The organism is Pseudomonas sp. GW821-FHT07G06 (assembly GCF_058986625.1).
Genome location: NZ_JBYSVW010000010.1, coordinates 135,092 through 158,718 on the forward strand (window position 1 = coordinate 135,092; position 23,627 = coordinate 158,718).

Consider the following 23,627-nt stretch of genomic DNA (forward strand, 5'->3'; position numbering starts at 1 on the left):
TGTAAGAGCGGAACCATAAGCGGCCGTTACCGCAGAAATGGATATGTACTCAATCAACCAGGAACCTGGTCGGCCCGAAGGCCGCCAAGGTCAAACGGGTTCTTTGCGAACGCGAAACCAGGCCGCATACAACGCCGGCAAAAACAAAAGCGTCAACGCCGTAGCAACGATCAACCCCCCCATGATCGCCACCGCCATCGGCCCAAAGAACACACTGCGCGACAACGGAATCATCGCCAAAACAGCAGCAAGCGCCGTCAGCACAATCGGCCGAAACCGCCGCACCGTCGCCTCGATGATCGCCTGCCACGGCTTCAACCCCGCAGCAATGTCCTGCTCGATCTGATCCACCAGAATCACCGAGTTACGCATGATCATCCCCGACAAGGCGATGGTCCCCAGCATCGCCACGAAACCGAACGGCTGGCGGAACACCAACAGAAACAGCGTCACCCCGATCAACCCCAAGGGCGCCGTCAGAAACACCATCGCCGTGCGCGAGAAACTTCGCAATTGCAGCATCAGCAAGGTCAACACCACCACGATGAACAACGGCACGCCGGCCTTCACCGAGTTCTGTCCACGCGCCGAGTCTTCAACGGTGCCGCCGACATCCAGCAAGTAGCCGTCAGGCAGTTCGGCGCGGATCGGATCGAGGGTCGGCATGATCTGCTGCACCAGTGTCGCCGGTTGCTGCTTGTCATAGATGTCGGCGCGAACCGTCACGTTAGGCAGGCGGTTGCGGTGCCAGATGATGCCCTCTTCAAAGCCGTACTCCAGGGTCGCGATCTGCGACAGCGCGACGCTGCGACCGTTATCGGTCGGCACCGCCAGACTCGGCAGCAATGACAGCTCGGTGCGTTCATGCAAAGTGCCGCGCAACAGGATCTCGATCAACTCGTTGTCTTCACGGTACTGGCTGACGCTGGAACCGGTGAGGGAGCTTTGCAGGAACTTCGACAGGTTCGCCGTGCTCACGCCCAGCGCCCGCGCGCGGTCCTGATCGATGTTCAGGTACACCACCTTGCTCGGTTCTTCCCAATCCAGGTGGACATTGACCACATGCGGGTTCTCGCGAACCTTGGCCGCCACTTTGCGCGCCAGCGCCCGCACCTCCTCGATGTGCTCCCCGGTCACGCGGAACTGTACCGGGTAGCCAACCGGCGGACCGTTTTCCAGACGCGTGACCCGCGAGCGCAGAGCGGGGAATTGCTCGTTGAGGGTTGAGATCAACCAGGTGCGCAGGGCTTCCCGTTCTTCGATGGTTTTCGCCAGGACGACAAACTGGGCAAAGCTCGCCGCCGGCAGTTGCTGATCCAGCGGCAAGTAGAAACGCGGCGAACCGGTACCGACGTAGGCCACGTAGTTATCGATCCCTGCCTTGTCCTTGAGCAGCGCTTCGAGGCGCTTGACCTCGTCGGCGGTGTTGCTCAGCGAAGCGCCTTCGGCCAGTTTCAGGTCGACCATCAACTCCAGGCGACCCGATGCCGGGAAGAACTGCTGCGGCACAAACTTGAACAGCACGATAGAGGCAATGAACAACAGCACAGTCGCGGCGATCACGGTTTTGCGCCAGCGCACGCACCACTCCACCAAACGGCGGACGCGCTGATAGAACGGCGTGCCATAGGGATCGGGTTGGCCGGCACCGTGCTTGGCGGCGTGAATCTTCGCCAGGTCCGGCAGGAGTTTTTCCCCGAGATAGGGTACGAAAACCACAGCGGCCACCCAGGACGCCAACAGCGCGATGGTGACCACCTCGAAGATCGAACGGGTGTATTCGCCAGTGCCCGATTGCGCCGTGGCAATCGGCAGGAAGCCGGCCGCGGTGATCAGCGTACCGGTGAGCATCGGGAACGCAGTGCTGGTCCAGGCGTAACTCGCGGCTTTGACCCGGTCGAACCCCTGCTCCATTTTGATCGCCATCATTTCCACGGCGATGATCGCGTCGTCCACCAGCAAGCCCAGCGCCAGTACCAATGCACCGAGAGAAATCTTGTGCAGGCCGATGCCGAGGTAATACATGCTGGCAAACGTCATCGCCAGCACCAGCGGAATCGCCAGGGCCACCACCATGCCGGTGCGCACGCCGAGGGAGAAGAAGCTCACCAGCAACACGATGGCCAGGGCCTCGACCAGCACTTGCACGAACTCGCCAACACCGGTTTTCACCGCCGCCGGCTGGTCGGAGACTTTGCGCAGCTCCATACCGGCCGGGAGGTTTTTCTGGATACGGGCGAATTCGACTTCCAGTGCCTTGCCCAATATCAGGATGTCACCGCCGTCCTTCATCGCCACCGCCAGGCCGATGGCGTCCTGCGCCATGAAGCGCATGCGCGGCGCCGGTGGATCATTGAAACCACGCCGCACATCAGCCACATCGGAGATACGGAAGGTGCGATCGCCGACGCGGATCGGGAAGTTCTTGATCTCCTCGACCGTCTGAAAATTCCCCGTCACCCGTAGCTGCAAGCGCTCGCTGCTGGTTTCGAAGAAGCCTGCCGTGGACACCGCGTTCTGCTCTTCAAGGGCTTGCTGGACGGCCGCCAGCGGCAAGCCGAGGGTGGCGAGCTTGACGTTGGAGAGTTCGATCCAGATTTTCTCGTCCTGCAACCCCAGCAGTTCGACCTTGCCCACATCCTTGACCCGTTGCAGCTGAATCTGGATACGGTCGGCGTAATCCTTGAGCACGGCGTAGTCGAACCCCGCGCCGGTCAGGGCGTAGATGTTGCCGAACGTGGTACCGAATTCATCGTTGAAGAACGGCCCCTGAATCCCCGGCGGCAGGGTATGACGGATGTCGCTGATTTTCTTGCGCACCTGATACCAGAGCTCCGGGATCTCTGCCGAGTGCATGGAATCTCGCGCAATGAAGGTGACCTGGGATTCCCCGGGCCGCGAGAACGAAACGATGCGCTCGTACTCGCCGGTTTCCATCAGCTTTTTTTCGATGCGCTCGGTGACCTGGCGCGAGACTTCCTCGGCAGTCGCACCCGGCCAGTTGGTGCGAATCACCATGGCCTTGAAGGTGAACGGCGGGTCTTCACTCTGGCCAAGCTTGGTGTAGGAAAGTGCGCCGACGATGGCCAGCAACAGCATCAGGAACAGGACGATCTGGCGATTACGCAGCGCCCATTCGGAAACGTTGAAGCGCATCGGGGCTTACTCCTTGTCCGCCAGATTGACCACGCGATTGGAGCGATCCACCGGGCGCACCTGCTGCCCTTCGAGAAGCACATGGACACCGGCGGCCACAACCCAGTCGCTGGCGTTGAGCCCCTCGAGCACCGGTACGGTTTTCTCACCGAAGGCCCCCACTCGCACCGGGGTTCTCTTCAAGGTGTTGTTGGCGCTGACGACCCAGACATAGGTCACGCCGTTTTCTGCCGTCAACGCCGACAGCGGAACGGAAAGAGGCACCACGTCGGCGGCCTGCACGAACACCCGGGCGCTCTGGCCCAGCTCCACCGGCACCTTGCCGGAGGTGAAGGCGATGCGCGCCGCGAAGGTGCGGGACTTTGGATCAGCCGCCGGCGACAGCTCACGAATGCGCCCTTCGAAACGCTGGCCGGGCTGGGTCCAGAGCTCCACCGCCACCGGTTCACCGACCTTGAAGCGGCCGAAGTTCTGCTCCGGCAGGCTGATCAACACTTCACGCTCGCCATCGGTCGCCAGTGTGAATACCGTTTGCCCCGCGGCCACGACTTGCCCGACTTCCACCAGACGCTTGGCCACGACGCCGTCCTGCGGCGCACGCAACACGGCGTAGCTGGCCTGGTTATTGGAAACGTTGAATTCGGCCTTGATTTGCTTGAGGCGCGCCTCGCCGGAGCGGTAGAGGTTTTCGTGATTGTCGTACTGCGAACGGCTGACCAGCTGACGCTCCATCAGGGTTTTATAGCGATCACGCTCGGCACGCACCATGCTCAAATTGGCTTCAGCTGCAGCGACCTGGGCCCGGGTGGCCTCCAGTTGCAGGCGCACGTCCTGAGGATCGAGCTCCGCCAAGGGTTGATCGGCTTTGACCCGCTGCCCTTCCTCGACCAGTCGTCGGCTGACTTTACCGCCGATGCGGAACGCCAGGTCCGGCTCATAACGTGCGCGGACCTCACCTGGATAACTTTCCATGGCCTGTGCCGAAGGCTCTGGCTGAACCACCATGGCCGGGCGCACGCTGACTGGCGGCACTTCGTCGGAGCCACACGCTGACAATAAAACAGCCAGGGTGACTGGCAACGCGAGGGGCAAGGCATAGCGGAACATGGTGAAGGACCTTTCGCTAATGGTGCTTTGAATAATTATACTGAGCAGTATGTTATTAATAGCAAACTCACCAGTCCAGTAATAAAAGCGAATATGCCAAACAATCTTTCAGCACCCAATGGCCCAGGCAGACCCAAGGACCTGGTCAAGCGCCAGGCGATTCTCGATGCGGCGAAAGTGCTGTTTCTGAGTAAGGGTTATGCCAATACCAGCATGGATGCCGTCGCAGCCGAGGCCGGTGTGTCGAAGCTGACGGTCTACAGCCACTTCAACGACAAGGAGACGCTGTTCTCCGCCGCCGTGGTGGCCAAGTGCGAGGAGCAGTTGCCCCCGCTGTTCTTCGAGTTGCCCGAAGGCGTGGCGGTGGAAACCGTGTTGCTGAACATCGCGCGCGGTTTTCATTCGCTGATCAACAGTGACGAATCAGTGAACCTGCACCGACTGATGATGACCTTGGGCAGCCAGGACCCGAAACTCGCGCAAATTTTCTTTGAGGCGGGCCCGGAGCGCATGCTGCATGGCATGGAACGCTTGCTGAGCCGGATCGACGAGAGTGGCGTGCTGAGCATCGACAAGCCGCACAACGCCGCCGAGCACTTCTTCTGCCTGCTCAAGGGCGCCGGGAATTTCCGCTTGCTGTATGGCTGCGGCGAGCCGCCGGTCGGTGAGGCCGCGGAGAGCCATGTGCGGGAAGTGGTGGGGTTGTTTATGCGGGCTTATCGGCCCTGATTCGGCGTTGCCTGGGAAAAGATCGCAGCCTTCGGCAGCTCCTACATTGGAATGCGTTCCCCTGTAGGAGCTGCCGCAGGCTGCGATCTTTTCAGGGCTTCAAAGCCTTCTTCGGATAAATATCGTACCGACTGGACTTGCCATCCAGCGCATGGCTCGGCTTCGGCCCGTCAATGCACGGCGCCTTGCGCGGGCGCTTGACCACCACCCGATGGCTGGCCAGGGCCAACGCCGCTTCGAGCAAGGCCGGCGCATCCGGGTCATCGCCCACCAGCGGCCGGAACAGGCGCATTTCCTTCTTCACCAGCGCGGTTTTCTCTCGGTGCGGGAACATCGGGTCCAGGTAGATCACCTGCGGCGGTTCGCCCTCCCAGTTGCGCATCACCTCGATCGAGTTGCCCTTGAGCAGCCGCATGCGCGCCACGATCGGCGCCACGTCGAAATCTTCCGCACCACGGGCCAGCCCATCTTCCAGCAAAGCGCCGATCAGCGGCTGACGCTCGATCAGGCTCATCTCGCAACCAAGGCTGGCCAGCACGAACGCGTCCTTGCCCAGCCCTGCCGTGGCATCCAGTACCCGCGGGCGCACGCCCTGGGCGACACCAACAGCCTTGGCGATCATCTGCCCGCTGCCGCCGCCGTACAACCGGCGATGGGCCGCACCGCCCTCGACGAAATCCACCCGCACCGGCCCCGGCGCGTCCGGCCCCAGCTGTTGCAACTGCAAACCCTGGTCGCCCACCTGCAAGGCAAACTCGCCATCCGCCACTTGCATCGGCAAGCCCAGGCGCTCGGCCCATTGCTCGGCTTGTGGCTCGAAAGCCGCGTCCAGGGCCTGGACATGGATGCGGCAGGCCGCGGGTTGATCAATCATCGGAAAACACGCTCAAAAAATTAATGATCGGCAAAAACTGCCGATAACAAAACTATCGAGCATTTTGCCAGAGCTGAGCGTCGACCGAGAGAAATGTCAGACATTCAACCCACAATCACAGGTTTTATATCGCCCTACGGCAATTACAACCTGCGAAACACCCAGGCACTGAGCGGTGTCAGTCACATCTGGCAGGATTTCTTTGCCCGTGCGCTGGCCGATCAGTCGGGTGATGTGCTGCCTGAATCACTGAATTTCCCACCGGTCGATCTCGAAAGCCCGATCGAGCCAACCGTTGGCAGCGAGCTGCTGGAACACATCGTTTCCCAGCGTGAGTGCGACGTCAAAGAGACCGAGGTCCGCCCGCCAGAGCCTCTATTCCTGCCCATTGCCGAATTCGAAATGGACCTGGCCGACAAGCCATTCCCACCGTTCCCGGCGGATGAAATCGTCGCCCAGCAAAAACAACAGGACTTCGAAAGCGGCTGGGTTCGCCCGATCGTGCTCAACGCCTGTCAGCCACTGCCGGAAGCCGGCCCTGCCCCGCAACCGCGCCCGCTGCACCTGCCGATTGCCGAATTCGAACTCGATCTGCTCGACAAGCCGTTCCCGCCGTTCTCGCCAGATGAGCTGGTGGAACAGCAGAAACAACTGGATTTCGACAATGGTTGGGCGCGCCCGATCGTCCTGCAAAACCTGCGCATCGCCGCCTAACCCTCAGCCTTTGAAGAACTGATTGGCCTTCTGGTACGGCATCGACCGTGAAGTGAAGCCGAACGTGCCTGATGTCTGGATTTCTTCGGCGGCACGGAAGAATTCACCATAGGCCGCCAACGCCAGTGCCGAGCCGACGCTGATGCGTTTGACGCCCATTTCAGCCAACTGCGCGACCGTCAGCTTCAAGCCGCCCGACATCAACACATTCACCGGCTTGGGCGCCACCGCGCGCACCACCGCCAGCACATCCTCGGCGCTGCGCAGACCGGGTGCGTAAAGCACATCGGCACCGGCCTCGGCGAATGCCTGCAAGCGGCGGATGGTGTCGGCCAGATCAGGATTGCCGTGCAGGAAGTTTTCGGCCCGGGCGGTCAATGTGAAGGGGAACGGCAAACTGCGAGCGGCAGCCACAGAGGCCTCGATACGCGCCACAGCATGGTCGAAACAGTAGATGGGACCTTCTTCGCGGCCGGTGGCGTCTTCAATCGAACCCCCGACGGCTCCGGCCTCTGCCGCACGCAAAATGCTTTTCGCGCAGTCGGCCGGGTTGTCGGCAAAGCCGTTTTCCAGGTCCACGGCAACTGGCAGATCAGTGGCGGCGACAATCGCCTGAACGTTCATCAGGGTATCGTCGAGGCTCAAGCCGCCATCGGCACGCCCCTGGGAAAAGGCATAACCGGCACTGGTGGTCGCCAGCGCCTCGAAGCCGAGGCTGGCGAGCATCTTCGCGGAACCGGCATCCCACGGATTGGGAATCACAAAAGCGCCGGAGCGTTCGTGAAGGGCTTTGAACGCCTGGGCTCGAAGGGTTTGCGCATCCATGGGGCAGGCTCCTGAAGAGGGGGAAAGAATCCGCCTCAGAGCAGGCCAAGTTGCTCGGCGGCGGGTTCTCTGTATAGCTCAGGCAGCGCCGGCAAGCCAGGTAGACGCAGCATCAGCCTGGCGTGAAAACGCTGCGCCAGTTTCGCGGCCAGCAGGTTGTCGGCGGTGTGCAGGAAGATATACGGCGTGCGCCCTTCTTCGATCCACAGCGCGATTTTCTCGACCCAGGGTTCCAGGAACGGATCGTTGGCCTCAAGCACCGGATGGCCGATAAAACGCACCTGCGGACACTGCGTGAACGCCGCCGGACGCGGAGGCACCCGAGGCTTCTTCGATTGGGCGTGAAGCACTGACGGCTCGGTCGATGTGCAACTGAACAACGCACGGGGATCAAGACAGATGCGTTCAACACCGCGATCCAGCAGCAGACGATTGAGCATCCGTTCGCTGTCACCCTTGGCGAAGAAATCGCCATGGCGCACTTCAACGGCCAGCGGGCGCTGCAGGGCATCGATAAATCCGGCCAGCTCGGGCATGCGTTGCGGCGTGAAGTTTTTCGACAGCTGCAACCACAGTGGCGACACCCGATCACCCAGCGGACTGAGCAATTGCAGGAAGGTTTCGGCAGCTGTCAGCTGTTCGCGCAGATCGCCACCGTGGCTGATCTCGCCGGGGAACTTGGCGGTAAAGCGAAAGTGCTGGGGCATGGTTTCAGCCCAACGCTGCACGGTGCTGGCAGCCGGGCTCGCGTAGAAGGTCGTATTGCCTTCTACGGCATTGAATACCTGGCAATAGAGATCAAGAAACTCGGCGGGTCTGGCGTGCGGCGGATACAGGTAATCGCGCCAGGCGTTCTCGCTCCAGGACGGACAACCGAGGTAATACGGCAGCACCATCAGATGTACAGGTCGAGACCCAGCACATCCGTATCCCAATCGACGAAACCGGCGGTACTCAGGTAGCTGGCCAGCGCCGTCGCCACGCTCTTGCTCATGGCACGGTGGTAAATCATGTCTTGCTGACGGGCGGGAAGATTGCTCAGTTTTTGCGCAGAGGCTTTGGCGGCGCGGGCAGCCAGCTGCTCTTCAGTCGGGAATTCCAGCTCGCCTTCGATATCAATGGCGTCGTCTTCCACCACACGGCCTTTGCGTGGCTTGCGCTTGATGGGGTAGGACTGAGAGGAAACGCCGTCGATACGCATACGTGCATACTCGGAATCAGTGATGGCAGTTTAGTGGCGCAAACCCCACTTCGCAAACCGCCGAGTGATAACTAGAACACATAAAAGGCAAAAGGTTTAAAAGCTGGGGTTAGAAAATGACGACTGGAAAAGATCGCAGCCTGCGGCAGCTCCTACAGAAGATCGCATTCCCCTGTAGGAGCTGCCGCAGGCTGCGATCTTTTACGGTTAACGCGCCTTTGGTGTGGCCACTTTGTCGCGTAGATAAACCGGCTGCGCCTCGTCGGCCACGATCGCCTCGCCACGCGCCCAGGCAAATCGCGCCAGGGTCAGCAGGTCTTCGGCATGGGGCAACATGGCCGCGTCCTGGCCGCTCAGGTTGACCGCGATGCGTTCGCCATACCCCCAACCAGTGCCAGCGCCGAACCACTCGCCGCCGGCATCGGCCGGCAATGCCACGGACTCCGGCGGCAGTACCGCTTCAGCGCCAACCAGACGCATCTCCCCGGCTGTTTCGCGGTAGCACCCCCAATACACTTCATCCATGCGCGCATCGATGGCAGCGGCGACCTGAGTGGCGCCGTGTTCGCGCAATGCACGTTGCGCCAGCACGGCCAGGTTCGACACCGGCAGCACCGGGCGATCCAGGGCAAACGCCAGGCCTTGCACCACGCCGATGGCGATGCGCACACCGGTGAAGGCTCCCGGGCCACGGCCGAACGCAATGGCATCGACCGCTTGCAGGGTGGTGCCGGCATCGGCCAGCAATTGCTTGATCATCGGCAACAGCTTCTGCGCGTGCAGGCGCGGGATCACCTCGTAATGGCTCGTGACCTTGCCGTCATGCAGCAAGGCAACGGAGCAAGCTTCAGTCGCGGTGTCCAGGGCCAGCAAGGTGCTCATCGATGTATCCACAAGAGAGATCAGAAAAAAGTGCGTCAGTATAAACAACTACGGCCCGCAAGCGGGCCGTGGAAGATGCAGCGATTCAGACTTTTCAGCTCAGGGCTTCAAGCACCTTGGCGGTGATCGCTTCAACCGAACCGACGCCTTCGATATGGCTGTACTGCGGCTTGCCATTGGCAGCCGACAGCTTCTGGTAGAAATCCACCAGCGGCTTGGTCTGGGAGTGGTAGACCGACAGGCGATGACGCACGGTTTCTTCAGTGTCGTCCTTGCGCTGTACCAGCTCTTCACCGGTAATGTCGTCCTTGCCGGCGATTTTCGGCGGGTTGTAGACGATGTGGTACACGCGGCCGCTGGCCTCGTGAACACGACGACCGGCGATACGCTGGACGATTTCTTCGTCTTCGACGGCGATTTCAACCACTGCGTCCAGCTCGACGCCGGCAGTCACCAGGGCTTCAGCCTGGGGAATGGTGCGCGGGAAGCCGTCGAACAGGAAACCGTTGGCGCAGTCGGACTGGGCGATACGGTCCTTGACCAGTGCGATGATCAGGTCATCGGACACCAGGCCACCGGCATCCATGATGCTCTTGGCCTTGATGCCCAGCTCGGTGCCGGCCTTGACCGCTGCACGCAGCATGTCGCCGGTGGAGATTTGCGGAATGCCGAATTTTTCGGTGATGAACTTAGCCTGAGTACCTTTACCGGCCCCGGGAGCTCCCAGCAGAATGACGCGCATCGATGTGCTCCTCAATTTTTTATATGGATAACGTCAGATTCGCCTCGTGAGGCCAATCTCAAAAAAGGGTCGTGGCCGCCCAAACGGCCAAAGGCTGATCAAGATACACAGCAGGCTGCGCCCACACAAGACGCCAAAAGTCGGAGAAACCGCCGCCTCCTGCGACCATTGCGCACGGTTCCCCAAGTCGCAACCCCAACATTAAGTGTCGCCTGACAGCACTTTTCAACCCGTCCTGCGGCGGCATCCGCCTCACCTGCTGGATGCCTGACCCCATGGCAAAAACCTTAGCCGGTGTTACGCAAACCGGCGGCAATCCCCGCGACAGACACCAGCAGGGCCTGTTCTACCGGGCTGCCCTGCGCCACGTCCTGCACGCGTGAACGGGCCAGCAACTCGGCCTGCAATAGATGAAGCGGGTCGAGGTAGGTGTTGCGCAAGCGGATGAATTCAAGGGTCGCTGGGCTATGTGCCAGCAGCTGCGACTGCCCGGTCAGGCCGAGGACGATGGAGCACGCCTGCGACAATAGGTCGCGTAAGTGCGCACCCAATGGCAACAGATTCGGCTCCACCAGACGCTCGTCATAGGACTGGGCAATGTCGGCATCCGCCTTGGCTAGGACCATCTCGAGCATATCGATGCGGGTGCGGAAGAACGGCCATTGCTCACGCATCTGCCCCAGCAGTTCACCTTCACCCCGCTCCAGTGCCTTGCTCAGGGCGGCTTCCCAACCCAGCCAGGCCGGCAGCATCAGGCGCGTCTGGGTCCAGCCGAAGATCCACGGAATCGCCCGCAGGCTTTCGATCCCCCCGGCCCGGCGCTTGGCCGGGCGACTGCCCAGGGGCAAACGACCGAGTTCCTGTTCCGGCGTGGACTGGCGGAAATACTCCACGAACTGCGGATTCTCCCGCACCACGGCGCGGTAGGCGTTGACACCGTCTGCGGCCAGTTCGTCCATCAAATGGCGCCACTCAGGCGTCGGTGGCGGCGGCGGCAGCAAGGTCGCCTCAAGCACGGCGGCCAGGTACAGGTTGAGGTTTTGCTCGGCGATGTCCGGCAGGCCGAATTTGAATCGAATCATTTCACCCTGTTCGGTGGTGCGGAAGCGCCCTGCCACCGAACCCGGCGGCTGCGACAGGATCGCCGCGTGGGCCGGACCGCCGCCACGCCCCACGGTGCCGCCGCGGCCGTGGAACAGCAGCAGTTCCACTTGCTGTTCGCGGCAGATATCCACCAGTCGCTCCTGCGCCCGGTACTGCGCCCAGGCCGCCGCAGTGGTGCCGGCATCCTTGGCCGAATCGGAATAGCCGATCATCACTTCCTGCGGCCCTTGCAGGCGCGAGCGATAGCCCGGTAAAAGCAGCAGCTTCTCGATCACCGGACCGGCGTTGTCGAGGTCGGCCAGGGTTTCAAACAGCGGCACCACGCGCATCGGCCGCAGCACGCCGGATTCCTTGAGCAACAATTGCACCGCCAGCACATCGGAAGCGGCACCGGCCATCGAGATCACATAAGAACCGAGGGACGCCCCCGGTGCAGCGGCGATTTCCCGGCAGGTCGCCAGCACCTCGGCCGTGTCGGCGGAGGGCTTGAAGTACGCCGGCAGCAACGGCCGGCGGTTGTTCAGTTCGCGCATCAGGAAGGCGATGCGTTCTTCCTCGCTCCAGTCCTCGTAGCGCCCCAGGCCGAGGTAGTCGGTGATTTCGGTCATGGCTGCGGTGTGTCGCGACGAGTCCTGGCGCACATCCAGACGAACCAGGAACAGGCCGAAAGTCACCGCCCGGCGCAGGCAGTCGAGCAACGGTCCGTCGGCGATCACGCCCATGCCGCACTCGTGCAACGAGTGGTAGCAGAGCTCCAGCGGGTCGAGCAGTTCGCGGTTGTCTTGCAGCACGTCGGCCGGTGCCGGCGTGGGCGTCGCCAACGAGGTGTGCGCCCAGTTGCGCGTCGCCCGCAGGCGTTCGCGCAGCTGTTTGAGCACGGCCCGGTAAGGTTCGGCACTGTCACCCGCCTTGGCCTTCAATTCATCGCTGGCCTGCTGCATCGACAGTTCAGCCGCCAGGTGATCGACATCGCGCAGGTACAGATCAGCCGCCATCCAGCGCGCCAACAGTAAAACCTCTCGGGTAACCGCCGCCGTCACATTGGGGTTGCCGTCGCGGTCGCCGCCCATCCACGAGGCAAAGCGAATCGGCGCCGCCTCCAGTGGCAAGCGCAGGCCGGTGGCGGCGTGCAGGGCCTGGTCGGCCTTGCGCAGGTAATTGGGAATGGCCTGCCACAGCGAATGCTCGATCACCGCGAAACCCCACTTGGCCTCATCCACCGGCGTCGGACGGGTGCGGCGGATTTCTTCGGTGTGCCAGGCTTCGGCGATCAGGCGCTGCAAGGTGGTCTTGATCTGCTCGCGCTCGGCACTGGTGAGGTCACGGTGATCCTGAGCCGCCAGTTGCGCGGCGATAGCGTCGTACTTCTGGATCAGCGTGCGACGCGCGACTTCGGTCGGGTGCGCGGTCAGCACCAGTTCAATCTCCAGTCGCCCCAATTGCCGGGCCAGAGCTTCGGCACCATGACCCTCGGCGCGCAGGCGAGCGAGCAATTCGGGCAATACCCGGGCTTCGAATGGCGCCTGTTGAGACTCCTCCCGACGGTGAATCAACTGGTATTGCTCGGCGATATTGGCCAAGTTGAGAAACTGGTTGAACGCCCGCGCTACCGGCAACAGCTCGTCTTCGGTCAACTGGTTGAGGCTGGCGCTGAGCTCGGCGTCCATGGAACCGCGCCGGTCAGCCTTGGCGCCCTTGCGGATCTGCTCGATCTTGTCGAGAAAACCATCGCCATACTGCTCACGAATGGTGTTGCCCAACAGCTCACCCAACAGGTGAACGTCCTCGCGCAAGCGTGCATCAATATCGGTCATCAGCAGGTCTCCAGCAAAAAATCCGGGCGGCTTGGAACCTAGAGAGTGCCGCCCCAGACAGGTTCTTACAAGCAAGTCGACGAAGGGCCTTCAAACCTTGCCTGTTGAAGCTAGTCTGAAGATAAGCCGTACAACGGCTGTCGCCGGCCAATGCCGGACACTCACCCTGCCTGCCACGAGCGGTCGCGCCATGAGGTCAATATGAAAATTCGCGAGCTTGCCCACCACTGGGAAGAAAACGCCAAGGGTCGCCTGACCGACACCGGCTACTCGATTCATCTGGATGTGGAGTCTGCCGCACGGCTGGCCGCGCTCGTCGAGATGTACCCCAAGCGGCATCCCGAAGAACTGCTCGGCGATCTGATTGGCGCCGCGCTTGAAGAGCTGGAAAGAAGCTTCCCGTACGTGAAAGGCTCGACCGTGGTCGCCACTGACGAAGAAGGCGACCCGCTGTACGAAGACATCGGGCCGACCCCGCGTTTTCTGGCGCTGTCCCGTCGGCATCTGCACGATATGTCGGTGCCGGACGACAAACAGAAACACTGAGTTTTCGTAGAACCCTGTGGGAGCGGGCTTGCTCGCGAAAGCGGTTTAACATTCAACATCTACGTTGATTGATACACCGCTTTCGCGAGCAAGCCCGCTCCCACATTGGCCCGTTTTTCACTTCAAAAATTGCGTTACTCCCGGCCTGAAAAGCTCCGGTATACCGCTGTGCGTGACGTAAATCCCCGTCTTAGAGCCCTGTCGATTCGGTCAAAGTTTTTTCGATAGCTGGCTAAATTCTCTGAACTTTCAAAAAAAGCCTCGGGTCAACCCAAGTAACCACGCCTGGGACGAGCGTTTCAAAACACCCCGCAAATGATGGCTTCAGCGCCCTGCCCAGGATGGATTCAGCGCTTTTCAGGAGTTAGCCCAATGGAGTTGAAGACCATGAAAACCCGAACCGGTACATCCTCGTTCACTCATTCGCGCAGCCTCCAGCTGGCGGCGCTGGCCCTCGGCGGCAGCCTGGTCCTGGCCGGTTGCGCCGGTAACCCGCCGACCGAGCAGTACGCGGTGACCCAATCGGCCGTCAACGACGCCGTGAGCGCCGGCGGAACCGAGTTCGCCGCGGTGGAAATGAAGTCGGCCCAGGACAAGCTCAAGCAGGCGGAAATCGCCATGCACGACAAAAAATATGACCAGGCCCGGACACTCGCCGAACAGGCCGAGTGGGACGCTCGTGTCGCAGAGCGCAAGGCCCAGGCGATGAAGGCCGAACAATCCGTGAAGGACGCACAGAAAGGCGTTCAGGAATTGCGTCAGGAAAGCCAGCGCACCGTTCAGTAAGCGGCGCGGCACCACGCATTCCCACTCGAATAAAAGGACGAAATCATGAAACGCAATCAACTGATGATCCCTGCCCTGCTGGCTGCCGCCGTCGCCCTGGCGGCCTGCTCCACGCCGCCCAACGCCAACCTCGAACAGGCCCGCACCAACTACACCGGCCTGCAAGCCGACCCGCAGGCCAGCAAAGTCGCAGCCCTGGAAACCAAGGAGGCCAGCGATTATCTGGACAAGGCCGACCAGGCCTACAGGGACAAGGAAGACGCAGCCAAGGTTGACCAGCTCGCCTATCTGACCAACCAGCGGGTTGAAGTGGCCAAGCAGACCATTGCCCTGCGCACCGCCGAAGCCAATCTGAAAAACACCTCGGCACAACGGGCCGAGGCCCGCCTGGAAGGCCGCGATCAGCAGATCAAACAACTGAAGGACAGCCTCAACGCCAGACAGACCGAGCGCGGGACACTGGTGACCTTCGGGGATGTGCTGTTCGCCACCGACAAGGCCGAGCTGAAATCCAACGGCCTGATGAACATCAACAAACTGGCGCAATACCTCCAGGAAAACCCCGACCGCAAAGTGATTGTCGAGGGTTATACCGACAGCACCGGTACCGCATCGCACAACCAGTCGCTGTCGGAGCGTCGCGCGGATTCCGTGCGTGCGGCCCTGGTGAAGATGGGCGTCGATCCGGCGCGCATCGTTGCCCAGGGGTACGGCAAGGAGTATCCGGTGGCAGATAACACCAGCACCTCGGGCCGGGCGATGAACCGTCGGGTGGAAGTGACCATTTCCAATGACAATCAGCCGGTGATGCCGCGTTCGGCGGTTAGTTCATACACCCAATAATCAGCCACAACACAAATACCTGTGGGAGCGAGCCTGCTCGCGAAGAGGCCATAACATTCAACACCCATGTTGACTGTTACACCGCTATCGCGAGCAGGCTCGCTCCCACATTTGGATCTGTACTGTCCTTACTGCTCCAGCTTCTGCGGCGTCTCCTGCCCCATGCAACGCACGGCTTTTTTCTTGCTGTCGACCAGCACGCCGGTCAGGCCTTTCTGTTCCATGTCAAACAGCACCAGCACGCCATCGATACACTGCGCCACTTGCGCCGCCGGCTCCAGGGAGACTTTGTAGTCTTCGCCCGGAATCGTCTTGAGCATGGTGAATTCGTTGAGCAGCAACGCATCCTCGGGCTTGGCGAAGTGCAGGTAGCCGTACCACCACAGGGCACCGACGGTGCCGAGGATGCTGCAGATACCGGTGATGATCAGCGGGATGGCGTTACGTTCTTCACTCATTGCGGACTCTCTGGTGGTTCATCTTCAGAATTCGGGGGTGCCGGGTAATTGGGGATCTCGCCCAGGCGGCGCAGGCCGTTGAAATGCTGCGGGTCATCGAGATAGCGCAGCATGACGTTACGCCAGACCGGGTCGGCGAACGTCTGCACGTGACCGCCACGGGTCAGTTGCAGCACCCGCGGCGGCGGCGCAGCTTGATACAGTCGGATGCCGTTGGAAAGAGGCACGATCGGATCGTCGATGCTGTGGTAGATCAGTTTCGGTACATCTTTAAGCTGCGCCATGGAGTTGATCGCGCTGTCGCCGTCCGGCACCAGCCACGACAACGGCACCTGGAACGTCCAGAACACCCATGAATTACTCAGCGCATAGCGGCCGACACTGCGATAACTGGCGGGTACACCGTCGAGGACAAACGCCTTGAGTTGTTTCTGCCGTTGCGGGTGCTGGACCAGGTAATGCACGGCCATCGAGCCACCGAGACTCTGGCCGAGCAGGATCAGCGGCTTGCCTTGAACCTCCGGCGCCTTGTCCAGCCAGGCGAACGCCGCATCGATGTCCTGGTAGATCGCCGGCAGGCTCGGTTCGCCTTCGGACAGGCCGTAACCGCGATAATCCACAAGCAACACCTGGTAACCATTTTTCGGCAACCAGAAACTGCCGCCAAGGTGCATGGGCAGGTTTCCGCCATTGCCGTGCAAGTGCAGCACCGTGCCCTTGACCTCAACCCCCTGCTTCACCGGCAGCCACCAGGCGTTCAGCTTGAGGCCATCGGCGGTGTTCAAGGTGATGGTGCGATACTCGAGTCCGGCCTTTTCCGGGGTGAACAACTGGCCGGGTTCCGGGTAGAACAGCAGCGAGCTGCAGCCATTCAAGGCCAGGAAAAGGCAGAGGATGCCGAGGATTCTCATCCGTTGAAACCTCGCAAGTATTGAGTTGGAACACATCACCTGTGGGAGCGAGCTTGCTCGCGATGGCGGTGTATCAGACAACAGAAGTGTTGAATGTGAGACCGCTATCGCGAGCAAGCTCGCTCCCACAGGGGAATTCATTGTTCACAGGATGTTGGAGTAATCCGCCTCGATCCTGTCCAGGCTCAGGTGGTTCAAGAAGTTCGAGAAGCACATCCACGCCGACAACGCATTCATGTCGCGGAACTGTTCCGGCAGGTACTTGGGCGGCACCACCAGGCCTTCGTCCACCAGCTGACGTAAGGTACGCATGTCTTCCAGGGTGGTCTTGCCGCAGAACAACAGCGGAATCTGCTCCAGCTTGCCTTTACGCACGGCCAGTTGAATGTAGTTGTAAATCATGATGAAGCCCTTGAGGTAGGACAAGTCTTTGGTAAATGGCAGACCTGTCGGCACCGAGCCGCGGAACACGCGGCTGGCGTTGCTGTAGCTCTCGGGCATCTCGAAGCCTTGCTCACGGAAGAACTCGAACACCTGCAGGAAATCCGCGCCCTCCTCCACCATGTGAATCGCGCGGGTGCGGTTGGTGAGTTTGCGCAGACGGCTGGGGTACGAGGCGAAGGTGATGATTTCCATCAGGATCGCCAGGCCTTCCTGGGTCACCGTCGACGAGGGCGGGCCTTTGGCCAGGAAGGTGCAGATCGGCTGGTTCAGGCCGTTGAGCGTGGTGCCGACGTGCACCAGCCCTTCGTGGACCTCCAGGGCGCGCACATCGCGCTGGTTGAACATCGCGTCGGAGCGGATCTTTATGTAGTCGGCGCCGGCCGCCGCATCGGCGACGATGCCGTCGGACTCGAACACCCGAATGGTTTCCTCGGCTTCGCCAAACACCTTGTTCAACCGGTGCTGCAACAGGTCGACCGCATCCTTGGCCGTCAGCGTCTTCGGTTCGTCCTTGAGGTCGCCACGGCCGTCGATGTTGTTCAGGTATTCGGACAGCATCATGCCCAGGTCGGACAGGGTCGGGTCGCCGGCATGGAACGCGTCGGACGCGGCGCCGTACAATTCCTGGGAAATCAGGCCGAAATCCTCGGTGCCGCGCGCTTCGAGCATGCGCACCACCATGCGGTACTCCTTGCACATGCGCCGCATGATCTGGCCGACGGGGTTGAACTGGCCGAGCTGGCGGGTGATGTCGCGCTCGATGTTCTGGAACTCCAGCTTCACTTTGCTGGAGTCGAACGCCAGCGGCCGGTTGAGGTAGTAGTCGCGGTCCACCGCGGGCATTTCCTTGCCCTTGGCCTTGAGGAAACCCTTGCGAATGTTGTCGTCCCATTTGACCGCATCGAGTACGCGGATCGGCGTCTGCGCCAGCACGATGCGATCGGACAAAATGCGTATCGACTGTTGGTAATCGTCCACGCGAAACTCCTGTAGAAACCTGTGGGTGCCGGTTATTTGGCTTTGGCCTGGCGCTGATAGCGCACCGCTTCGACGAACACATCGGAATTGGCCGGGTCGTCGAGGTAGGCGGTGACTTGATCCATTTGGCTGTCGATCAATACGCCATCGCCATCGCTGGTCTGGAAGCTTTCACCGCTCAGGACTTTTTGCTTGATCGCCAGGTTGATCTGGTCGAGGTCGAGGTTGTAGACCACCAACTCATGTTTGTCGGTCAGCTCAAAACCGCCGAGGGTGAAATGCCCGCCGAACTGCGCCGGCACTTTTGCCGACAGGTACCAGCGGCTGCCATGACGCGACACCGTGAAAGGATAGGCCTCCCGCTCCCCGGGCCTGGCCCGGTAATAGCTGACGGCCTGATAGCGGTTGTCGCCGATGCGGGTCAGTTCGAGATTGAGCGCCTCGCCCCAGGCATTGGTGCTGGTCCATTTGCCGAGTAACCCTTTGGGCGCGGGGTCGCTTGCAGGCAGCGGCTCCTTGAAGGACACCAGACAGCCACTGACCAGCAAGAACGACAAGGCGATCACAACGACACGCCAGGCTTTCATTCAATACTCCCTATGAATACACACCGCCCTAAGGTGGACACATTCCCCTGTGGGAGCGAGCTTGCTCGCGATGACGGTGTGTCAGACAACATTAATGTTGAATGGTAAACCGCTATCGCGAGCAAGCTCGCTCCCACAGGGGAAAGCACCAGCCGGGACTACTCCGATGCCAGCACCAGGTGCATGTAGCGCGTCAGGATGCCGAGCATTTCCTCTTCGGCGGCAGGCTCGTCTACGTTGAGCAGGCCCTGATATTCCATCCGGCCGATAATTGCCGTCAACACCTTGGCATCCTGATGCGGCTCGCGCGAGCCCAGCACCTGGAACAACTGGCAAGAGCCCTGCAACAGGATTTGCTGATGCGAACGCACCAGTTCGGCCAGGCGCGGGTTAAGCAACGCCTCCTGGCGGAACGCCTGCTCGGCCATCAGGTGTTCGCGGCGATTGATCAGTTGCCGGTGAACGTAATCGGTCATCAGCCGTGCAATATCGTCCGCCAGTTTCGAACGCGCCTGCGGGCTGCCATCGCCACTGGCGATCATGTCACGCAGCAGGCCCTCGTTGTTCACCCACAGCTTGCCCATGTACGCGGCACTGCGTTCCACGTATTGGGCGAAGGTATCGGTGAGCAGATCATCGATATCCTTGAAATAGTAAGTGGTCGCCGACAACGGCACCTGCGCCTCGGCGGCCACCGCACGGTGCCGGACCGCACGCACGCCATCGCGCACGACAATGCGCATCGCGGCGTCGAGAATGTCCTGTCGACGCTGCTCACTGCCCTGTCGGCTGGCCTTGCGGCCCTGGTACTGAACACTTTCAGCGACCGCAGTGGCGATACCCGCTGCACCTTCTTGAGCCATTGCACGAATCACGACAGGTATTTCCTCTCAGATGAAACTAACAAGTTGATACGTTTGTACCAGACAGGCAATAAAAAACCGCCTGAAAAGGCGGTTTTTTAATTGAAGCACTTACGCTTGCGGCCGCATGTGCGGGAACAGGATCACGTCGCGGATCGACGGGGAGTTGGTCAGCAGCATCACCAGACGGTCGATACCGATGCCTTCACCCGCCGTTGGCGGCATGCCGTACTCCAGCGCACGCACGAAGTCGGCGTCGTAGTGCATGGCTTCGTCGTCGCCGGCGTCCTTGTCGGCCACCTGGGCCATGAAACGCTCGGCCTGGTCTTCCGCGTCGTTCAGCTCGGAGTAGGCGTTGGCGATTTCACGACCACCGATGAACAGCTCGAAACGGTCGGTGACATTCGGGTTCTCGTCGTTACGACGGGCCAGCGGCGACACTTCGAACGGATACTGGGTAATGAAGTGCGGCTGTTCCAGCTTGTGCTCGACCAGCTCTTCGAAAATCATCACCTGCAGTTTGCCCAGGCCTTCGAAGCCCAGCACCTTGGCGCCGGCTTTCTTGGCAATGGCGCGAGCCTTGTCGATGTCGTTCAGGTCGTCAGCGGTCAGCTCGGGGTTGTACTTGAGGATCGAGTCGAACACCGACAGGCGCACGAACGGCTCGCCGAAGTGGAACACCTTGTCGCCGTACGGCACGTCGGTGCTGCCCAGAACCAGCTGCGCCAGTTCACGGAACAGCTCTTCGGTCAGGTCCATGTTGTCTTCGTAGTCGGCGTAGGCCTGGTAGAACTCCAACATGGTGAATTCAGGGTTGTGACGAGTCGAAACGCCTTCGTTACGGAAGTTGCGGTTGATCTCGAACACCTTCTCGAACCCGCCGACAACAAGCCGCTTGAGGTACAGCTCCGGCGCAATGCGCAAGAACATTTCCATGTCCAGCGCGTTGTGGTGGGTTTCGAACGGCTTGGCTGCCGCGCCGCCCGGAATGGTCTGCAGCATCGGCGTTTCCACTTCCAGGAAGTCACGCTTCATCAGGAAGCTGCGGATGTGGGCGATGACTTGCGAACGCACGCGGAAGGTCTGGCGCACGTCTTCGTTGACGATCAGGTCAACGTAACGCTGGCGGTAGCGCTGTTCGGTGTCGGTCAGGCCGTGGTGCTTGTCCGGCAGCGGGCGCAGGGATTTGGTCAGCAGGCGCACGTTGGTCATTTCAACGTACAGGTCGCCCTTGCCGGAACGGGCCAGGGTGCCTTCGGCAGCAATGATGTCGCCCATGTCCCAGGTTTTCACCGCGGCCAGGGTTTCTTCGGACAGGGTCTTGCGGTTGACATAGACCTGGATACGACCGGTCATGTCCTGGATCACCATGAACGAGCCACGGTTGAGCATGATACGACCGGCAACCTTGACCGGGATCGCAGCCTCTGCCAGCTCTTCCTTGGTCTTGTCCGCGTACTGTTTCTGCAGTGCATCGCAGTAGTTTTCGCGGCGGAAGTCGTTGGGGAAGGCATTGCCCTTGGCGCGCTCGGCAGCAAGCTTTTCCTTGCGCAGGGCGATCAGGGAGTTTTCTTCCTGTTGCAGGGCTTGCGGGTCGAGTTCTAGGTCGCTCATGTCTTTAAATATTCCATCACGGGTTCGTTGCCCCCAGGCCTGCGGCCTGGGGATCGCCGGCAAGCCGGCTCCTACAAGGGATCGCGGGGATCCTGTACAGCATTGCTTACAGCCCGGACTTCAGGCTCGCTTCCAGGTATTCGTCGATGTCGCCATCGAGCACCTTGTCACAGTCGCTGCGTTCGATGTTGGTGCGCAGATCCTTGATCCGCGAGGCATCGAGCACGTACGAACGGATCTGATGACCCCAGCCGATATCGGACTTGGTGTCTTCCAGCGCCTGGGACGCCGCGTTGCGTTTCTGCATTTCCTGCTCGTACAACTTGGCCCGCAGCATTTTCATGGCGGTGTCCTTGTTGGCGTGCTGGGAACGTTCGTTCTGGCAGCTGACCACGGTGTTGGTCGGTACGTGGGTGATACGTACGGCCGAGTCGGTGGTGTTTACGTGCTGACCACCGGCACCCGAGGAACGATAGGTGTCGATCCGCAAGTCTGCCGGGTTGATTTCGATTTCGACCTTGTCGTCGATCTCTGGCGAGACGAACACCGCGGAGAACGAGGTGTGGCGACGGTTGCCGGAGTCGAACGGGCTCTTGCGCACCAGACGGTGCACGCCGATCTCGGTGCGCAACCAGCCAAAGGCGTATTCGCCCTTGATATGCACGGTCGCGCCCTTGATCCCGGCGACTTCACCGGCGGACAGTTCCATGATGGTCGCGTCGAAACCGCGTTTGTCGGCCCAGCGCAGGTACATGCGCAGCAGAATATTGGCCCAGTCCTGGGCTTCGGTGCCGCCGGAACCGGCCTGGATGTCCAGGTAGGCGTTGTTCGGGTCCATTTCATGGCTGAACATGCGACGGAATTCCAGCTTGGCCAGACTTTCCTCGAGTCGGGCCAGCTCGGCGACGACATCGTCCACTGCGCCTTCGTCGTTTTCTTCGACAGCCATGTCCAGCAGGTCGCGGCAATCGGCCAGACCGGTGTTCAGTTCGTCCAGGGTATCGACGATTTGCGCTAGCGCAGCGCGCTCGCGGCCCAACTCCTGGGCGTATTCAGGTTTGTTCCAGACACTCGGATCTTCAAGCTCGCGATTGACTTCGGTCAGACGCTCATGCTTTTGATCGTAGTCAAAGATACCCCCGAATAGTTTCGGAGCGCTCGGACAGGTCCTTGATGGTGTTCAGGATCGGGTTGATTTCCATGACGGGCAGCACTCGTTGGCGAACTTTTGAAAGCCGGCGAGTATAACGCAATCAAGCTGTCACGGCAGCCCGCCTGGCGGCTTTAGGGGCGAATGGTTGGGGCTTGCGACGAAAACTTGTAGGAGCTGCCGCAGGCTGCGATCTTTTGATCTTGCCTGTAAAAAACAAAATCAAAAGATCACAGCCTTCGGCAGCTCCTACAGGGGCGTGGTGCTTACCCGATCCCCACCTGGTTGCGCCCGTTGTTCTTCGCTGAATACAGCCCCTTGTCCGCCGCCAGGATCAGGTCGCGGCAGTTGCTGCCCGCTTTCGGGGTGATGGTCGACAGGCCGATGCTGATGGTCAGGCTCGCCCCTTCAGCTGGCGAGTTATGCGGGATCTTCAGGGCTGCCACGGTCTGGCGCAGCTTCTCGGCAACCAGCCGCGCGCCGCCCTGGGAGGTGTTGGGCAGCACCAGGGCAAACTCTTCGCCTCCGTAGCGGGCCGGCAGGTCCGAAGGACGGGCACTGGCGTCGCGGATCGCCGTGGCGACCTTACGCAGGGCTTCATCGCCTTCCAGGTGGCCGAAGCTGTCGTTGTAGGCCTTGAAGTAGTCGACATCGATCATCAGCAACGACAACTGGCTCTGCTCACGCAGCGAACGGCGCCACTCCAGTTCCATGTACTCGTCGAAGTGCCGACGGTTCGACAACCCGGTCAGGCCATCGGAGTTCATCAGGCGTTGCAGTACCAGGTTGGTGTCGAGCAGTTGCTGCTGGCTGACCCGCAACGCGCGGTACGCCGCGTCCCGTTGCAGCAGGGTCATGTAGGACCGCGAGTGATAGCGGATGCGCGCGACCAGTTCGATGGTGTCCGGCAGCTTGACCAGGTAATCGTTGGCCCCGGCCGCGAAGGCCGCGCTCTTGATCAGCGGATCTTCCTTGGTCGACAGGACGATGATCGGAATGTCCTTGGTCGCCGGGTGATTGCGGTATTCGCGCACCAGGCTCAGGCCGTCAAGGCCGGGCATGACCAGATCCTGCAGGATGACCGTCGGCTTGATGCGCACCGCGTGGGCGATGGCCTGGTGTGGATCGGCGCAAAAGTGGAAATCGATGTTCTCTTCGTTCGCCAGGCCCCGGCGCACGGCTTCGCCGATCATGGCCTGATCGTCCACCAGCAACACCATGGCGGCGTTTTCGTCGGTCTTGAAGTCGTCGAGCTGTAATTCATTCATGTGCGGTCACCTGAGTACTACCTGAGCCAGG

Annotated in this window: 22 protein-coding genes; 5 read left to right on the forward strand and 17 right to left on the reverse strand. The window is 60.9% G+C overall.

Going from position 1 to position 23,627, the window contains the following annotated elements; all coding sequences use genetic code 11:
- Positions 1 to 90: 90 nt before the first annotated feature.
- The gene (locus AC3WJW_RS18300) at positions 91 to 3,156 is read right to left on the reverse strand and encodes an efflux RND transporter permease subunit (protein WP_493726888.1); all 3,066 of its coding nucleotides are present in this window, start codon (positions 3,154 to 3,156) and stop codon (positions 91 to 93) included.
- 6 nt (positions 3,157 to 3,162) lie between these two features.
- Positions 3,163 to 4,263, reverse strand: coding sequence for an efflux RND transporter periplasmic adaptor subunit (locus tag AC3WJW_RS18305; protein WP_493726889.1), 1,101 nt, complete (start codon positions 4,261 to 4,263; stop codon positions 3,163 to 3,165).
- 93 nt (positions 4,264 to 4,356) lie between these two features.
- Between AC3WJW_RS18305 and AC3WJW_RS18310 the strand changes: the two genes are divergently transcribed.
- Entirely contained in the window at positions 4,357 to 4,992 is a 636-nt protein-coding gene (locus AC3WJW_RS18310; RefSeq protein WP_493726890.1) for a TetR/AcrR family transcriptional regulator, read from the forward strand.
- A 91-nt stretch (positions 4,993 to 5,083) separates the two neighbouring features.
- Here AC3WJW_RS18310 and AC3WJW_RS18315 read toward each other — a convergent pair whose 3' ends face one another.
- Positions 5,084 to 5,866 (reverse strand): class I SAM-dependent methyltransferase, encoded by a 783-nt coding sequence (locus AC3WJW_RS18315; RefSeq protein ID WP_007995774.1) that lies wholly within the window; start codon positions 5,864 to 5,866, stop codon positions 5,084 to 5,086.
- 93 nt (positions 5,867 to 5,959) lie between these two features.
- On the opposite strand from AC3WJW_RS18315, the gene AC3WJW_RS18320 reads away from it, so the two are divergent.
- Entirely contained in the window at positions 5,960 to 6,580 is a 621-nt protein-coding gene (locus tag AC3WJW_RS18320) for an energy transducer TonB (protein ID WP_493726891.1), read from the forward strand.
- Positions 6,581 to 6,583: 3 nt separating this feature from the next.
- Here AC3WJW_RS18320 and AC3WJW_RS18325 read toward each other — a convergent pair whose 3' ends face one another.
- The 6 genes from AC3WJW_RS18325 to ppc form a co-directional block, all read right to left on the reverse strand.
- The gene (locus AC3WJW_RS18325) at positions 6,584 to 7,405 is read right to left on the reverse strand and encodes an isocitrate lyase/PEP mutase family protein (RefSeq protein WP_104450699.1); all 822 of its coding nucleotides are present in this window, start codon (positions 7,403 to 7,405) and stop codon (positions 6,584 to 6,586) included.
- Positions 7,406 to 7,440: 35 nt separating this feature from the next.
- On the reverse strand, positions 7,441 to 8,301 hold the full coding sequence (locus tag AC3WJW_RS18330; protein ID WP_493726892.1) for a DUF72 domain-containing protein: 861 nt from the start codon (positions 8,299 to 8,301) through the stop codon (positions 7,441 to 7,443).
- Complete coding sequence (locus tag AC3WJW_RS18335) at positions 8,301 to 8,606, reverse strand: hypothetical protein (RefSeq protein WP_007975011.1); 306 nt, start codon at positions 8,604 to 8,606, stop codon at positions 8,301 to 8,303. The genes AC3WJW_RS18330 and AC3WJW_RS18335 overlap by 1 nt, the downstream gene beginning before the upstream one ends.
- Before the next feature lie 207 nt (positions 8,607 to 8,813).
- Positions 8,814 to 9,488 (reverse strand): tRNA (adenosine(37)-N6)-threonylcarbamoyltransferase complex dimerization subunit type 1 TsaB, encoded by a 675-nt coding sequence (gene tsaB / locus AC3WJW_RS18340; RefSeq protein WP_493726893.1) that lies wholly within the window; start codon positions 9,486 to 9,488, stop codon positions 8,814 to 8,816.
- Between the two features lie 94 nt (positions 9,489 to 9,582).
- A complete protein-coding gene (gene adk, locus AC3WJW_RS18345; protein ID WP_015093734.1) occupies positions 9,583 to 10,230 on the reverse strand; it encodes an adenylate kinase in 648 nt (215 codons plus the stop codon).
- A 287-nt stretch (positions 10,231 to 10,517) separates the two neighbouring features.
- Positions 10,518 to 13,148, reverse strand: coding sequence for a phosphoenolpyruvate carboxylase (ppc, locus tag AC3WJW_RS18350; protein ID WP_493726894.1), 2,631 nt, complete (start codon positions 13,146 to 13,148; stop codon positions 10,518 to 10,520).
- Between the two features lie 201 nt (positions 13,149 to 13,349).
- Here ppc and AC3WJW_RS18355 point away from each other — a divergent pair, with 201 nt between their 5' ends.
- The 3 genes from AC3WJW_RS18355 (at position 13,350) to lptF (ending at position 15,323) form a co-directional block, all read left to right on the forward strand.
- Positions 13,350 to 13,694, forward strand: a complete 345-nt coding sequence (locus AC3WJW_RS18355; protein WP_015093732.1) for a hypothetical protein — start codon at positions 13,350 to 13,352, stop codon at positions 13,692 to 13,694.
- 372 nt (positions 13,695 to 14,066) lie between these two features.
- The gene (locus tag AC3WJW_RS18360; RefSeq protein WP_493726895.1) at positions 14,067 to 14,480 is read left to right on the forward strand and encodes a DUF4398 domain-containing protein; all 414 of its coding nucleotides are present in this window, start codon (positions 14,067 to 14,069) and stop codon (positions 14,478 to 14,480) included.
- A gap of 45 nt (positions 14,481 to 14,525) precedes the next feature.
- On the forward strand, positions 14,526 to 15,323 hold the full coding sequence (gene lptF / locus AC3WJW_RS18365; RefSeq protein ID WP_493726896.1) for a lipotoxin F family OmpA-related lipoprotein LptF: 798 nt from the start codon (positions 14,526 to 14,528) through the stop codon (positions 15,321 to 15,323).
- A gap of 128 nt (positions 15,324 to 15,451) precedes the next feature.
- On the opposite strand, the gene AC3WJW_RS18370 is transcribed toward lptF, so the two are convergent.
- From AC3WJW_RS18370 to AC3WJW_RS18405, 8 genes are all read right to left on the reverse strand, one after another.
- Positions 15,452 to 15,781, reverse strand: coding sequence for a PA3694 family proteiin (locus AC3WJW_RS18370; RefSeq protein ID WP_008051386.1), 330 nt, complete (start codon positions 15,779 to 15,781; stop codon positions 15,452 to 15,454).
- Complete coding sequence (locus AC3WJW_RS18375) at positions 15,778 to 16,692, reverse strand: alpha/beta hydrolase (protein WP_493726897.1); 915 nt, start codon at positions 16,690 to 16,692, stop codon at positions 15,778 to 15,780. The genes AC3WJW_RS18370 and AC3WJW_RS18375 overlap by 4 nt, the downstream gene beginning before the upstream one ends.
- A gap of 144 nt (positions 16,693 to 16,836) precedes the next feature.
- Positions 16,837 to 18,114 carry a flavohemoglobin expression-modulating QEGLA motif protein gene (locus AC3WJW_RS18380; RefSeq protein WP_007975033.1) on the reverse strand — a complete coding sequence of 426 codons (1,278 nt, stop codon included), beginning with the start codon at positions 18,112 to 18,114 and terminating at the stop codon, positions 16,837 to 16,839.
- 32 nt (positions 18,115 to 18,146) lie between these two features.
- Positions 18,147 to 18,701 (reverse strand): hypothetical protein, encoded by a 555-nt coding sequence (locus tag AC3WJW_RS18385; RefSeq protein WP_493726898.1) that lies wholly within the window; start codon positions 18,699 to 18,701, stop codon positions 18,147 to 18,149.
- 158 nt (positions 18,702 to 18,859) lie between these two features.
- Positions 18,860 to 19,564 carry a TetR/AcrR family transcriptional regulator gene (locus tag AC3WJW_RS18390; protein ID WP_081500975.1) on the reverse strand — a complete coding sequence of 235 codons (705 nt, stop codon included), beginning with the start codon at positions 19,562 to 19,564 and terminating at the stop codon, positions 18,860 to 18,862.
- A 111-nt stretch (positions 19,565 to 19,675) separates the two neighbouring features.
- Positions 19,676 to 21,178 (reverse strand): lysine--tRNA ligase, encoded by a 1,503-nt coding sequence (gene lysS, locus AC3WJW_RS18395; RefSeq protein WP_007992008.1) that lies wholly within the window; start codon positions 21,176 to 21,178, stop codon positions 19,676 to 19,678.
- Positions 21,179 to 21,284: 106 nt separating this feature from the next.
- A protein-coding gene (gene prfB / locus AC3WJW_RS18400) for a peptide chain release factor 2 (RefSeq protein WP_095965010.1) occupies positions 21,285 to 22,380 on the reverse strand; the annotation gives its coding sequence in 2 pieces (ribosomal slippage) (positions 21,285 to 22,307 and positions 22,309 to 22,380; 1,095 coding nt in all).
- Between the two features lie 214 nt (positions 22,381 to 22,594).
- Entirely contained in the window at positions 22,595 to 23,596 is a 1,002-nt protein-coding gene (locus tag AC3WJW_RS18405; protein ID WP_493726899.1) for a diguanylate cyclase domain-containing protein, read from the reverse strand.
- Positions 23,597 to 23,627: the final 31 nt, after the last annotated feature.

Excerpts from the sequence above, each read along its gene's own strand:
- AC3WJW_RS18300 (WP_493726888.1), bottom strand. The coding sequence starts at position 3,156 with ATGCGCTTCAACGTTTCCGAATGGGCGCTGCGTAATCGCCAGATCGTC.
- AC3WJW_RS18305 (WP_493726889.1), bottom strand. The coding sequence starts at position 4,263 with ATGTTCCGCTATGCCTTGCCCCTCGCGTTGCCAGTCACCCTGGCTGTT.
- AC3WJW_RS18310 (WP_493726890.1), top strand. The coding sequence starts at position 4,357 with ATGCCAAACAATCTTTCAGCACCCAATGGCCCAGGCAGACCCAAGGAC.
- AC3WJW_RS18315 (WP_007995774.1), bottom strand. The coding sequence starts at position 5,866 with ATGATTGATCAACCCGCGGCCTGCCGCATCCATGTCCAGGCCCTGGAC.
- AC3WJW_RS18320 (WP_493726891.1), top strand. The coding sequence starts at position 5,960 with ATGTCAGACATTCAACCCACAATCACAGGTTTTATATCGCCCTACGGC.
- AC3WJW_RS18325 (WP_104450699.1), bottom strand. The coding sequence starts at position 7,405 with ATGGATGCGCAAACCCTTCGAGCCCAGGCGTTCAAAGCCCTTCACGAA.
- AC3WJW_RS18330 (WP_493726892.1), bottom strand. The coding sequence starts at position 8,301 with ATGGTGCTGCCGTATTACCTCGGTTGTCCGTCCTGGAGCGAGAACGCC.
- AC3WJW_RS18335 (WP_007975011.1), bottom strand. The coding sequence starts at position 8,606 with ATGCGTATCGACGGCGTTTCCTCTCAGTCCTACCCCATCAAGCGCAAG.
- tsaB (WP_493726893.1), bottom strand. The coding sequence starts at position 9,488 with ATGAGCACCTTGCTGGCCCTGGACACCGCGACTGAAGCTTGCTCCGTT.
- adk (WP_015093734.1), bottom strand. The coding sequence starts at position 10,230 with ATGCGCGTCATTCTGCTGGGAGCTCCCGGGGCCGGTAAAGGTACTCAG.
- ppc (WP_493726894.1), bottom strand. The coding sequence starts at position 13,148 with ATGACCGATATTGATGCACGCTTGCGCGAGGACGTTCACCTGTTGGGT.
- AC3WJW_RS18355 (WP_015093732.1), top strand. The coding sequence starts at position 13,350 with ATGAAAATTCGCGAGCTTGCCCACCACTGGGAAGAAAACGCCAAGGGT.
- AC3WJW_RS18360 (WP_493726895.1), top strand. The coding sequence starts at position 14,067 with ATGGAGTTGAAGACCATGAAAACCCGAACCGGTACATCCTCGTTCACT.
- lptF (WP_493726896.1), top strand. The coding sequence starts at position 14,526 with ATGAAACGCAATCAACTGATGATCCCTGCCCTGCTGGCTGCCGCCGTC.
- AC3WJW_RS18370 (WP_008051386.1), bottom strand. The coding sequence starts at position 15,781 with ATGAGTGAAGAACGTAACGCCATCCCGCTGATCATCACCGGTATCTGC.
- AC3WJW_RS18375 (WP_493726897.1), bottom strand. The coding sequence starts at position 16,692 with ATGAGAATCCTCGGCATCCTCTGCCTTTTCCTGGCCTTGAATGGCTGC.
- AC3WJW_RS18385 (WP_493726898.1), bottom strand. The coding sequence starts at position 18,701 with ATGAAAGCCTGGCGTGTCGTTGTGATCGCCTTGTCGTTCTTGCTGGTC.
- AC3WJW_RS18390 (WP_081500975.1), bottom strand. The coding sequence starts at position 19,564 with ATGGCTCAAGAAGGTGCAGCGGGTATCGCCACTGCGGTCGCTGAAAGT.
- lysS (WP_007992008.1), bottom strand. The coding sequence starts at position 21,178 with ATGAGCGACCTAGAACTCGACCCGCAAGCCCTGCAACAGGAAGAAAAC.
- AC3WJW_RS18405 (WP_493726899.1), bottom strand. The coding sequence starts at position 23,596 with ATGAATGAATTACAGCTCGACGACTTCAAGACCGACGAAAACGCCGCC.